The following is a 12405-nucleotide window of genomic DNA, read 5'->3' as shown; positions in this document are numbered from 1 at the left end:
AGAAAACCTGGCAGGTAAATCCTCTGTTTTCGCGCAAAATGTTACCCCTGACACGCGCAGCGGCAGATATTCGTCTAAGGTTTTTGGATGGCCAAACGTCGTGGCCCGCAGTCGATAATGATAAGGAGAACTCCCCATGACGAGTAATGATGCACATCGTCCCGCCGCTTTGCCCTGTTCCCTGCGCCTGGCAATCGGCGGCGCCCTGTTCGCCCTGATGAGCCTGAATGCTCAGGCGACAGACGGCAAAACCGCGCCGCCGCCCTCACCGGATATTCTGCTGGGCCCGCTGTTCAATGATGTCCAGAGCGCAAAGCTCTTTGCCGATCAAAAAACCTTCGCCGACGCGATCCCTAACAGCGATCCGCTGATGATCCTTGCCGATTACCGGATGCAAAAAAACCAGGCCAGCTTTGACCTGCGCCACTTCGTCGAGCTGAACTTCACGCTGCCGAAAGAAAATGACACCTATGTGCCGCCCAAAGGGCAAACCCTGCGTCAGCATATCGATGGCCTGTGGCCGGTCCTGACCCGCAGCACCGTCGAGGTGGAAAAATGGGACTCGCTGCTGCCGCTGCCTAAGCCCTACGTGGTCCCCGGAGGACGTTTTCGCGAAGTCTATTACTGGGACAGCTATTTCACCATGCTGGGTCTTGCCGAAAGCGGTCACTGGGATAAAGTCGAGGATATGGTCGCCAACTTCGCCGCGGAAATTGACACCTGGGGCCATATCCCCAACGGCAACCGCACCTATTACCTCAGCCGTTCGCAGCCCCCCTTCTTCTCCTTTATGGTAAGCCTGCTGGCGACGCACGATGGCGAACAGGTGCTGAAAACCTACCAGCCGCAGCTGGAGAAAGAGTATCGCTACTGGATGGCCGGGGCGGACGCGCTGGCTCCCGGCAGCGCCGACAAACGGGCGGTGCGGATGGCGGACGGCGCGCTGCTCAACCGCTACTGGGACGATAACGACACCCCGCGCCCCGAGTCCTGGCTTGACGACGTCAAAACCGCCAAAAGCAACCCGAATCGGCCGGCAACCGAGATCTATCGCGACCTGCGCTCAGCCGCTGCCTCCGGCTGGGATTTCAGCTCCCGCTGGATGGATAATCCGCAGCAGCTCGCCACCATCCGCACCACCTCGATTGTCCCGGTCGATCTCAATGCCCTGATGTTCCATCTGGAGAAAACCCTCGCCCGCGCCAGCAGGGCAGCGGGGGACAGCGCTGGCGCTACGCAGTACGATGCGCTGGCTAACGCCCGCCAGCAGGCCATCGAGAAATATCTGTGGAATGATAAAGAGGGATGGTACGCCGACTACGATCTGAAAACCCACAAGGTGCGCAATCAGCTGACCGCGGCGGCGCTGTTCCCGCTGTACGTCAATGCGGCGTCACGCGAGCGGGCGACGAAAGTGGCCGCCGCCGCCGAGTCGCGCCTGCTCAAACCCGGTGGACTGACCACCACCACCGTCAACAGCGGCCAGCAGTGGGACGCCCCGAACGGCTGGGCGCCGCTGCAGTGGGTGGCGGTCGAGGGCCTGCAAAACTACGGCCAACAAAAGATCGCCATGGAGGTCAGCTGGCGCTTCCTGAGCAACGTTCAGCATACCTATGACAGCAAGCAAAAGCTGGTGGAGAAGTATGACGTCAGCTCGACCGGCACCGGCGGCGGCGGTGGGGAATATCCGCTACAGGATGGCTTTGGCTGGACCAATGGCGTCACCCTGAAGATGCTGGATCTGATCTGTCCGCAGGAGAAACCCTGTGACGCCCTGCCCGCCACGCGCCCGGCGGCGTCTCCTTCCGCGCAGAGCCAGCCCGCCGCCAACGACCCGGCGCCGGCGGCCGCGCAAAAGACCGGCTCCTGACGCTTTTCCGGCCCGCCGCTCCCCCCTACCAAATTCGGTAGGGGGGAAGTCATCTCCCTGCTGACAGCAGCCCCGCTCTGCGGCGCGCGGGAAACACCTGTCCCACTCCATCGCCCTGGACCGTTCACCTTTTCGCTTGATCACATAAATGCAAACAATAATAATTCGCATTACTTTTTAACGAATAATGACAGATTCGTTTTTCACGCGGCGGCGTACAGGAGTACCAGACCGCGTTGGTTCAGGATGATCTTATGAACGTGGCTATTTCCCGAAAACGCCCGAGGCTGCTGTACGCCCTCGTGGTCGCCCTACCCTTCACCGCGCAAGCCGAAGAGACGGTGGTGGTCACTGCCAGCCCGCCGGCGTCTGCCAGCGCGCCGACTGAAGGCTACAGCGCCAGCACTTCGCTCGGGGCGACGAAAACTGACCAGCCGTTAATCACCACCGCCCAGTCGGTGTCGGTGGTCACCCGCCAGCAGATGGCGGACCAGGGGGCGAATACCATCAGCCAGGCGCTGGAATATACCCCGGGGGTTTACTCCAGCTTCGGCGGCGGCGCGACCCGGTTCGACGCCATCTCCCTGCGCGGCTACCACGGCGGCGACGTCGATAACCTGTTCCTTGACGGCATGCGCCTGATGAGCGACGGCGGCAGCCATAACGTTGTGCAAATCGACCCATGGTTTATCGAACGCGTGGATGTGATCCGCGGCCCCTCCTCCGCGCTCTACGGGCAGAGCGTGCCGGGCGGCGTGGTCAACCTGACCTTCAAACGCCCGCAGTTCAGCCAGCAGGGCCACGTCCGTCTGACCGGCGGTACGCAAAATACCAAAGGCGCAGCCTTCGATTACACCGACGCCATCAACGAGCAGTGGGCATGGCGGCTGATCGGGATGACCCGCAGCAGCGACACGCAGTATGACCATACCCGCGAAGAGCGCTACGCGATTTCGCCTTCCCTGCTGTGGCAGCCGGACAGCGACACCTCGCTGCTGCTGCGCGCCTATCTGCAAAAAGATCCTTCCGGCGGCTACCACGGCTCTTTGCCGCTGGATGGCACCCGCTACGCCCACAATGGCCGTAAGCTCTCCCCCAGCACCAACGAGGGCGATCCGGGAGATGGCTATCAGCGGCGCCAGCAGATCTACAGCTATGAGTTTGACCACCAGTTCACCGATGTCTGGTCGGTCTATTCCGCCGGGAGCTACACCCATACCAACGTCTCCCTCGATCAGGTCTACCAGGTCGGCTGGATAGATGACAGCGACATGCTGGCCCGCGGCTACAGTGGTTCGCGCGGTTCGCTGGACGGCTGGTCAACCGATAACCGCCTGCGCGCCGATTTCAATACTGGCGACCTGGCGCATACCCTGATCCTCGGCGCCGAATATCATCGCTTCCGTAACGACCTGTGGACCGGCGCCGGCGGGGCGGCGCCGCTAAACCCGTTTAGCGGCTATACCGCGCAGACCGGCCATACCGTTACCTACAGCGATAACAATAATCGCCGCTACTACCAGACCGGGCTGTACCTGCAGGATGAGATGGCCTGGAACCGCTGGCATGTGGATGTTTCCGCGCGCTACGACCGCATCGTTTCCCGGCAGGTCAGTGATACCTTAGGCACCTCAAACCGCCGTTCAGACGACCATATCAGCGGCCGCGCCTCGCTGTTGTACGCCCTGGACAACGGCCTTTCCCCCTACCTGAGCTACAGCCAGGCGATTACCCCGGCGATGCTGCCGGGCGCGGACGGCAAACCATTGAAGCCGACCACCGCCGAGCAGGTTGAAGCCGGCCTGAAGTTCCAGCCGCCGGGCAGCCGCGACCTCTATAGCATTGCGATTTACGACCTGACGCAAAAGGATGTCGCCACCCGCGACCCGAACATCGCCACCGCCACCTATATTCCGGCGGGTAAGGTCCATTCCCAGGGCGTTGAGCTGGAAGCGCACCACCAGATCACCCCGCAGCTGAGTACTATCGCCTCGTATACCTGGAATCGTCTGCGCTTTCAGGACACCAAAGACGGGACCGACAACAACACGCCGCAGCTGACCCCGGATCAAATGGCCTCCTTCTGGGCTCGCTATCAGTTCCCGGCGGGGATCTCCCTTGGCGCTGGCGTCCGCTACATCGGTAAACAGTGGGCAGATGATGCGAATACCGAACGGCTACCGTCGGTCACGCTGATGGATGCCATGATACGGGCCGACCTCGGCGTCTGGTCGCCGGGGCTGAAAGGCGCTTATGTGCAGGTTAACGCCAACAATATCGGCGATCGCGAGTATATTTCCGGCTGCTATGGCACCGGCAACTGCTACTGGGGGGCAGAGCGCAGCGTTATGGCCACCGTCGGTTACGACTTTTAACTGACCGCAGCAATATCAGCCTCCGGCCATGACGGCGGAGGCTTTCGTGAAGACTTTCCGTCTCGCTTTTATTGCTGATATTAAATTAAAGATGCCGCCCATTATTTCACTTGCCCCCCTCGAATGAGAAAGCTTACTATGCTGGCGCAAACCGGTTATAGCGCTCACAAGGAATAAAAGTGAACCCAGTCATTAGCTATATCGTTGATTTACATCCGTTATCATTTATGGGTTATCATGTATTATTCACCACTGTTATATATATTCTGGTGAATATTATTATTGCGAAGACCCGCCCGACTGAAAATACCACCGCCGTTCCGGCGCCCTATTCTATCTCCCCTTCTTTTTTAGCCTGGCTACGTAATAGCGCCACCAGCGTCATTCAGCTGGCCATGTTCCGGCTGTTAAGAAAAAACTATGTTACTCTCATCCATTCTGCGGAAAATATTCAGCTCTGTGCCAATCAGCAGTATGCAGAATGCAAAATGACCTGTGTGGAAAAAATACTGTTTGACCATTTCGCGACGCCAAAATCCAGTCACCAGGATCTCCCGCTTTCTCTGCATGTTGCTGAACGGAACCACTGGACCACCGATCCCCAGTGCAACGGGCTGCGGCTAAGTCCGACACAGCAAACGTGGAATATGATACTGGTGGTCGCGCCATCACTGGTGTTAATTGCCGCGCTCGCCTGGAAAACACTTTTTGATAATCAGGCGATGATTCACTCCAGCGTAATGAGCTGGCTGGCGATGTTTATGGTATCCGGCCTGTGGTGGCTGTGGCTGTTATGCATCACCTTAAACGCCACCCGGCTCGACCGGGAGGGGATCGCTATTAATATCCTTCACCACTATATTGATACCCTGAAAGAGACGCTTATTGCTGACGCCGATATCCTGACCGATGAAAACGCCGATTATTGCGTGGCGATTGGTTCAACCACCCTGCTTCCCGAAAGATTTGGTGAATATGTAAAAGTCATCAAACTTATTCAGTATCCCTTTTGTCTGCAACGGCTGGATTAACGAGGGGAGAGTATGTGGAATTTTCTGATGCATCTGCATCCACTGCTGTTTCTCGCCGGATTTATGTTTATCGTCCCGGGTATCTTTATTGCTATCGGAACGACGATCGTCCTGACACGGACAGCAGCTCAGCCCCAACCGCACGCGACGGAGGTCAGTCCATGGCTGCTGGCCTGGCTGACCGGAGAAGGGACCTGGGTGATCCAGCTGGCGATGTTCAGCTTACTCAGTAAAAAGTATCTGTGGATCCCGGAGGCCGGGCAGGTTTTGGCCAACGGACGCTATGCAAACGAGGAAATGAACGTCATTGAAAGACTCCTGTTTGACCATTTTGAGGAGCGAAAGCCGTGTCATGAAGATCTGCCCTGCAGCCTGAGTATTGCCAGACGTAACCTCTGGCAGGAACAGATAGCGAGCGCGAGCTTAGCCTTAAGTCCGCTGCGCCGCGGGTGTAATATGCTGGCCATCGGCATCCCTTCGATCGCCCTCGGCGTTATCGTTGTCAGTAAGACCTTTATCTGGCTCGACTTCACCGCTTACAGCATCTTCAGTTGTCTGCTCATGCCCGCGGGTTGTGTGCTATGGGGCGGGTTATGGATAGAGGCCATTAGCAAAACCATACGTCTCGATATTTGCGGCATCTCACACCATGACGCCCATGCCTGCATCGATGCGTTAAGAGAAGCGTTAGCGCTGAAAGGCGATCAGGGGGATGACGCGACAGCCATGCTCTGCGTGGCGGTAAACGGCCCAGGATCCCTTCCCGAGCGCTATCGCGACTATACCACGCTAATTGCGCCGATAAGCGATATCACCTCGCTGCGCACAGAGGATTAGGCGAGTGGGAAGCGCTCACCCCGCCAGGCCTGCGGGGTGAGCATAGGCCTACATGGCGTCCAGCGCTTTCTGTAGTTTCCAGATATAGCGCGGCGCCTGCGGCGCCGGGTGTTTTTTCACCACATGCTCGAAGAACTCATCGGCGTCGAGATCGTTAATCTCATCGATGGCGTCCTGGCGGTCCGACGAGAAGGTGCGCAGCAGCGCGCCGGCGCCGTTGGCATAGGAGACCACCACCGCGTAGCGCATCACCTGCGGGTCTTTGATCCCCGCCAGCGGACCGTTCTCCAGAATGCTCAGATAGGCGGCCCCCATCGAGATATTACGTTCCGGGTTTTTCAGCTCGCTGACCGACGGTTCGCCGCGCCAGCCCATCCGCCGATAGACATCGCGTCCGGAGGTCGACGGCTTGAGCTGCATCAGTCCGACGGCGCCGGATTTACTCACCACCACAGGATTACCGCCCGACTCAATGGCGATGATCGCCGTGATCAACTGCGGGTCTACACCCCAGGCGGCGCCAGCTTTTTCACTGATCGGCATCCACTGCATCGCCCGCTTCACCGGGACTTCAGGGTTCCACGGCGGATTGGTGTAATCATGTTTCGAACTACAACCGGCCAGAAAAACGACTAAAATAAGCAACCATCTCAATTTCACACATCTATCCTTATCTACCCAAACGCCATCATGCTGCAGATCGACGGCAGCGGTACGTCCCCCGCCTGCCGACAACCTGAAGGATGACGGGTGCGGACTGAAGTTAGCCACCTGGAGATGACAATCGCCATTCCAGGCGGCATCATAACCCTTTCATTCATAGCAAGGAATTATCATGTCTCAGTTTTATCTGGTCGCGCCATCGGGTTATTGCATCAACCAGCAGGCGGCAGCCCGCGGCGTCGAGCGTCTGCAGCAGGCCGGACACGAGGTGGCCCACCAGCAGGTCATCCCCCGCCGACAGCAGCGTTTCGCCGGGACTGAACATGAACGCCTGTCCGATATTAACCAGCTTGCCCAGCTGCCCGGGCGCAACCGTATCGTCCTCGCGGTGCGCGGCGGCTACGGCGCCAGCCGTCTGCTGCCGCATATCGACTGGCAGGCGCTGGTTGCCCGCCAGCAGCGCGATCCACTGCTGATTTGCGGCCATAGCGATTTCACCGCCATCCAGTCGGGCCTGCTGGCTGCGGGCAACGTTATCACCTTCAGCGGGCCAATGCTTGCCGGCAACTTCGGCGCGGAGACCCTCGATCCGTTTACCGAACACCATTTCTGGCAGGCGCTGCACCAGCCGGAATTCACCCTCGAATGGCCGGGTGAAGGGCCGAACTGCCGGGTGGAAGGCACCCTGTGGGGCGGAAATCTGGCGATGTTGACCTCGCTTATCGGCACGCCGTGGCTGCCGGCGATCCGCGACGGTATCCTGGTGGTGGAGGATATCAACGAGCACCCGTTCCGCGTCGAGCGCATGCTGCTTCAGCTGTTGCACAGCGGTGTGCTGGCGGCGCAGAAAGCAGTGATCTTCGGCAGCTTCACCGGCAGCGCGCCAAACGACTATGACGCGGGATACGATTTGCCGCAGGTCTTTGATTACCTGCGCCAGCAGCTCTCCCTGCCGCTGATTAGCGGACTGGAGTTTGGCCACGAGCCGCGCACGGTGACCCTGCCGCTGGGCGCCCACGCGCGGCTGGCGAATCAGGCGGCAGCCACCACCCTGACGATCGGCGGTCACCCGGTACTGGAAGAATAAATTTCCCGGACGCATAGGCGGATCCCCTGCGAATTGTTAAAATAGTGTCACTTTTAGCCATTTTTTCACGCCAGTCAGGGAGTACGTGAACATTGGACGCCGCTGCGGTCATTAGTCTGTTTATTCTGGGTTCTGTTTTAGTAACCTGCAGTATCTTATTGAGCTCCTTTTCTTCGCGCCTTGGCATCCCGATTCTGGTCATCTTTCTGGCCATCGGGATGCTGGCAGGCATTGACGGCATCGGTGGCATCCCTTTCGACAACTACCCCTTCGCCTATATGGTGAGTAACCTGGCGCTGGCGGTCATCCTGCTCGACGGCGGGATGCGCACCCAGGCCAGCTCCTTTCGCGTCGCACTGTGGCCCGCGCTGTCGCTGGCGACGGTCGGGGTACTGATCACCTCGGCGCTGACCGGGATGATGGCGGCCTGGCTGTTCAAGCTGGATCTGATCGAAGGCCTGCTGATCGGCGCCATTGTCGGCTCCACCGACGCCGCGGCGGTCTTCTCGCTGCTCGGCGGCAAGGGGCTCAACGAGCGCGTTGGCTCAACGCTGGAGATCGAGTCAGGCAGTAACGACCCGATGGCGGTCTTCCTGACCATCACCCTTATCGAAATGATCCAGCAGCACCAGACCGGCCTCAGCTGGATGTTTGCGGTGCATATCATTCAGCAGTTCGGCCTTGGGATCGCCATCGGCCTCGGCGGCGGCTACCTGCTGCTGCAAATGATTAACCGCATCGTGCTGCCCGCCGGGCTCTATCCACTGCTGGCGCTGAGCGGCGGGATCATGATTTTTGCCGTCACCACCACCCTCGACGGCAGCGGTATCCTCGCCGTCTATCTGTGCGGTTTTCTGCTGGGCAACCGGCCGATCCGCAACCGACACGGCATCCTGCAGAACTTTGACGGCCTGGCGTGGCTGGCGCAGATCGCCATGTTCCTGGTGCTGGGCCTGCTGGTGACGCCATCCGACCTGCTGCCGATCGCCATCCCGGCGCTGCTGTTGTCGATGTGGATGATATTCATTGCCCGGCCGCTGTCGGTGTTTGCCGGTCTGCTGCCGTTTCGCGGCTTTAACCTGCGCGAGCGGGTGTTTATCAGCTGGGTCGGCCTGCGCGGCGCGGTGCCCATTATCCTCGCGGTATTCCCGATGATGGCCGGGCTGGACAACGCCCGTCTGTTCTTCAATGTCGCCTTCTTCGTGGTGCTGGTGTCGCTGCTGCTGCAGGGCACTTCGCTGTCGTGGGCGGCGAAAAAAGCCAAAGTGGTGGTGCCGCCGATCAGCTGGCCCATCTCCCGCGTTGGGCTGGATATACACCCGGAAAACCCGTGGGAGCAGTTTGTCTATCAGCTGGGAGCCGATAAATGGTGCATCGGCGCGGCGCTGCGCGATCTGCATATGCCGCCGGAGACGCGGATTGCCGCGCTGTTTCGCAACAATGCCCTGCTGCACCCCACCGGCAGCACCCGCCTGCGGGAAGGCGATATCCTGTGCGTCATCGGCCGGGAGCATGACCTGCCGGCGCTGGGTAAAATGTTCAGCCAGTCGCCGCCGGTGGCGCTCGACCAGCGCTTTTTCGGCGACTTTATTCTTGATGCCGAGGCCCGCTTCGCCGATGTGGCGCAAATCTACGGTCTCGACGGCGGAGAGGAGTTCCGCGAGCATCAGCAGTCGCTCGGGGAAGTGGTGCAACAGTTACTGGGCGCCGCGCCGGTGGTGGGCGATCAGGTGGAGTTCGCCGGGATGGTGTGGACGGTGGCGGAGAAAGAGAACGATCACGTGCTGAAGGTCGGGGTGCGGGTCGCGGAAGACGAGGCGGAGTGATCCGCCCCGGAATACGTTACAGGGTCACAACCGGCACCCGCGGTGCCAGGGCGCACATCAGCTCATAGCCGACGGTGCCGCTGCTGGCCGCCACGTCGTCGATTTTAATCTCTTTGCCCCACAGCTCAACCGGCGCGCCGATCCCGGCCTGCGGACAGGGCGTTAAATCGACCGCCAGCATATCCATCGACACACGTCCCACGGTGGTGGTGCGTACGCCGTCCACCAGCACCGGCGTGCCGCTCGGCGCCACCCGCGGATAGCCATCGGCATAGCCGCAGGCAACGATACCAATCCGCTGCTCCTGGGTGGTGCGGTACAGGCCGCCATAGCCAATCGCCTCGCCGGCGCGCAGATTCTGCACGCCGATGATTTCGCTGCGCAGCGTCATCACCGGCTTCAGCCCGGTGTTCGCGATGTCCTGCCACTGCCCGGAAGGCGACGCGCCATACAGCACGATGCCCGGACGCACCCAGTCAAAATGCGCTTCCGGATGCCAGAGGGTCGCCGCCGAGTTGGCCAGCGAGCGCGGGCACTCCAGCCCCTCCGCCGCCTGTTCGATACGGCGCATCGGCTCGACAATGCCCTGCGGGTTCTCCGCCTCCGCGAAGTGCGACATCAGCGTCATCTCGCCGACGTTACTTATCGCCCGCAGCTGCTGCCAGACGGTGTGCACCCGCTCAGGCATAAAGCCCAGCCGGTTCATGCCGCTGTTCACCTTGAGATAGATATCCAGCGGCGCGCGCAGCTTCGCCTGCTGCAGAGCCTTAATTTGCCAGTTGCTGTGGACGCTGGTGGTTAAACGATATTGATCCAGCACCGCCAGCTCATCGGCATGGAAGAAACCCTCCAGCAGCAGGATCGGGCCTTTCCAGCCCTGCTCGCGCAGCAGGATCGCCTCTTCCAGATTGAGCAAGGCGAAACCATCCGCCGCGCTTAACGCACTCCATACCCGCGCCACGCCATGGCCATAGGCATTGGCTTTGACCACTGCCCACAGGCGCGACCCGGGGGCCGCGCGACGCACTATCTGTAAATTCTGCCGCAAGGCCAGCAGGTCGATGCTGGCCACTACCGGACGGGTCATGCAAGCTCCTTAGTTGTGTGCGCCGTGCAGGTGCTGCGGGCGCGCCGGGGTAAAACCGGGGCGGTAACGGGCAACCGCCAGATCGTCGTAAGGGATCGCCGGCGTGCGCCCGGAGATCAGATCGCTGATAAGCTGCCCGGAACCGCAGGCCATGGTCCAGCCGAGGGTGCCGTGGCCGGTGTTGAGCCACAGGTTTTTAAACGCCGTGCGCCCAACTACCGGGGTGCCGTCCGGCGTCATCGGCCGCAGGCCGGTCCAGAACGTCGCCTGCTCCACGTGGCCGCCGCGCGGGAACAGGTCGCGCACCACCATCTCCAGGGTTTCGCGACGCGGCTGCAGCAGCGCTTTGTTAAAACCGACGATCTCGGCCATACCGCCGACGCGAATGCGCTGATCGAAGCGGGTAATGGCGATTTTGTAAGTCTCATCAAGGATAGTTGAAACTGGCGCACCGTCCTCCTGAGCGATCGGAATGGTCAATGAGTAGCCTTTCAGCGGGTAGACGGGAATATCCACCAGCCCCTTGAGCATCGCGGTTGAGTAGGAGCCAAAAGCCATCACATAGGCGTCGCCCTTGATAATCTCATCGCCGCATTTCACCCCGGCGATGCGATCGCCCTCCTGCAGCAGGGCGTCCACTGCGGTGTTGAAGCGGAAGGTCACGCCGGCCTGTTCCGCCATCGCCGCCAGCCGGGTGGTAAACAGCTGGCAGTCGCCGGTTTCATCATTGGGCAGGCGCAGGCCGCCGGTCAGTTTGTGGCTGACTTCCGCCAGCGCCGGCTCCACTCCCGCCAGCCGCTTCGCTTCCAGCAGCTGATACGGCACGCCGGCATCTTCCAGCACCGCGATATCGCGGGTGGCGTTTTCATACTGTTTGGCGGTCCGGAACAGCTGCAGCGTCCCGCCCTGACGGCCTTCATACTGAATGCCGGTGGTGTCACGCAGCGCCTTCAGGCAGTCGCGGCTGTACTCCGCCAGGCGCACCATCCGGCCTTTATTCTCCATATAGTGGCGGGTGTCGCAGTTGCGCAGCATCTGCCACATCCACTTCAGCTGGAACGAGGTGCCGTCAAGGCCGATCGCCAGCGGCGCATGGCGCTGAAACATCCATTTGATCGCCTTCAGCGGCACCCCCGGCGCCGCCCAGGGCGCCGCATAGCCGGGGGAGATCTGCCCGGCGTTGGCCGCGCTGGTCTCCTCTGCCGGACCGGGCTGACGGTCGATGACCGTCACTTCATGACCCGCCTGACTCAAATACCACGCGCTGGCTACCCCAACCACCCCACTTCCCAGTATGACGACACGCATAGCGACTCCGTAACAGTTAAAGAACAATCATCTAATTACAAATTGATAACTCAGTTGAAAATATTATTCAACATACGCTTTATTTATGGTGACTTAACTCACAGCAAACCGCACCAGCCCTGCGCTGCGAGATTTACGATCTCATGCTGCGCTTTATTTTTACCCAGCATTAAATTCTGTAAATAAGCAAAAAATACGGCTTTGAGATGGGGAAATCGCGAAGAAAAGAGATTGGCAGATAACACAGTTTGCTGTGCCGTGTTCTATGCTTGTTTAGAGGTTTTCCGTTCAGAGAAAACCAACAACAACGAGGGCGCGCTA

At 60.0% G+C, this 12405-nt stretch carries 10 protein-coding genes; 6 read left to right on the top strand and 4 right to left on the bottom strand.

Annotation, left to right across the window (positions count from 1 at the left end):
* Positions 1-136 precede the first annotated feature (136 nt).
* The 4 genes from ACKLKD_RS10930 (at position 137) to ACKLKD_RS10915 (ending at position 6113) form a co-directional block, all read left to right on the top strand.
* Positions 137-1870: an alpha,alpha-trehalase gene (locus tag ACKLKD_RS10930; protein ID WP_080896675.1), complete on the top strand. Its 1734-nt coding sequence runs from the start codon at positions 137-139 to the stop codon at positions 1868-1870.
* Positions 1871-2124: 254 nt separating this feature from the next.
* A complete protein-coding gene (locus ACKLKD_RS10925; protein WP_080896674.1) occupies positions 2125-4245 on the top strand; it encodes a TonB-dependent siderophore receptor in 2121 nt (706 codons plus the stop codon).
* A 179-nt stretch (positions 4246-4424) separates the two neighbouring features.
* Positions 4425-5276 carry a hypothetical protein gene (locus tag ACKLKD_RS10920; protein WP_080896673.1) on the top strand — a complete coding sequence of 284 codons (852 nt, stop codon included), beginning with the start codon at positions 4425-4427 and terminating at the stop codon, positions 5274-5276.
* Positions 5277-5288: 12 nt separating this feature from the next.
* A complete protein-coding gene (locus ACKLKD_RS10915) occupies positions 5289-6113 on the top strand; it encodes a hypothetical protein (protein WP_025711040.1) in 825 nt (274 codons plus the stop codon).
* A gap of 48 nt (positions 6114-6161) precedes the next feature.
* Here ACKLKD_RS10915 and emtA read toward each other — a convergent pair whose 3' ends face one another.
* Complete coding sequence (gene emtA / locus ACKLKD_RS10910) at positions 6162-6773, bottom strand: membrane-bound lytic murein transglycosylase EmtA (RefSeq protein ID WP_025711041.1); 612 nt, start codon at positions 6771-6773, stop codon at positions 6162-6164.
* A 175-nt stretch (positions 6774-6948) separates the two neighbouring features.
* On the opposite strand from emtA, the gene ldcA reads away from it, so the two are divergent.
* Complete coding sequence (gene ldcA, locus ACKLKD_RS10905) at positions 6949-7863, top strand: muramoyltetrapeptide carboxypeptidase (RefSeq protein ID WP_025711042.1); 915 nt, start codon at positions 6949-6951, stop codon at positions 7861-7863.
* Positions 7864-7955: 92 nt separating this feature from the next.
* The gene (locus tag ACKLKD_RS10900; RefSeq protein WP_080896672.1) at positions 7956-9689 is read left to right on the top strand and encodes a potassium/proton antiporter; all 1734 of its coding nucleotides are present in this window, start codon (positions 7956-7958) and stop codon (positions 9687-9689) included.
* Between the two features lie 16 nt (positions 9690-9705).
* On the opposite strand, the gene dadX is transcribed toward ACKLKD_RS10900, so the two are convergent.
* From dadX to ACKLKD_RS10885, 3 genes are all read right to left on the bottom strand, one after another.
* Positions 9706-10776 carry a catabolic alanine racemase DadX gene (gene dadX, locus ACKLKD_RS10895; protein WP_025711044.1) on the bottom strand — a complete coding sequence of 357 codons (1071 nt, stop codon included), beginning with the start codon at positions 10774-10776 and terminating at the stop codon, positions 9706-9708.
* 9 nt (positions 10777-10785) lie between these two features.
* Positions 10786-12084, bottom strand: a complete 1299-nt coding sequence (locus ACKLKD_RS10890; RefSeq protein ID WP_025711045.1) for a D-amino acid dehydrogenase — start codon at positions 12082-12084, stop codon at positions 10786-10788.
* A 98-nt stretch (positions 12085-12182) separates the two neighbouring features.
* Positions 12183-12329 (bottom strand): hypothetical protein, encoded by a 147-nt coding sequence (locus ACKLKD_RS10885; RefSeq protein WP_042929052.1) that lies wholly within the window; start codon positions 12327-12329, stop codon positions 12183-12185.
* Positions 12330-12405: the final 76 nt, after the last annotated feature.

The sequence above is a fragment of the Klebsiella sp. 10982 genome (assembly GCF_048589245.1).
GTDB classification, from domain to species: domain Bacteria; phylum Pseudomonadota; class Gammaproteobacteria; order Enterobacterales; family Enterobacteriaceae; genus Klebsiella; species Klebsiella quasivariicola.
Note: the sequence above shows the minus strand (reverse complement) of the source record. Positions and strands in the feature narration are given on the sequence as shown.

What these genes read in the sequence shown, in the direction of transcription:
- ACKLKD_RS10930 (WP_080896675.1), top strand. Translation starts at nt 137, where the DNA reads ATGACGAGTAATGATGCACATCGTCCCGCCGCTTTGCCCTGTTCCCTG.
- ACKLKD_RS10925 (WP_080896674.1), top strand. Translation starts at nt 2,125, where the DNA reads ATGAACGTGGCTATTTCCCGAAAACGCCCGAGGCTGCTGTACGCCCTC.
- ACKLKD_RS10915 (WP_025711040.1), top strand. Translation starts at nt 5,289, where the DNA reads ATGTGGAATTTTCTGATGCATCTGCATCCACTGCTGTTTCTCGCCGGA.
- ldcA (WP_025711042.1), top strand. Translation starts at nt 6,949, where the DNA reads ATGTCTCAGTTTTATCTGGTCGCGCCATCGGGTTATTGCATCAACCAG.
- dadX (WP_025711044.1), bottom strand. Translation starts at nt 10,776, where the DNA reads ATGACCCGTCCGGTAGTGGCCAGCATCGACCTGCTGGCCTTGCGGCAG.
- ACKLKD_RS10890 (WP_025711045.1), bottom strand. Translation starts at nt 12,084, where the DNA reads ATGCGTGTCGTCATACTGGGAAGTGGGGTGGTTGGGGTAGCCAGCGCG.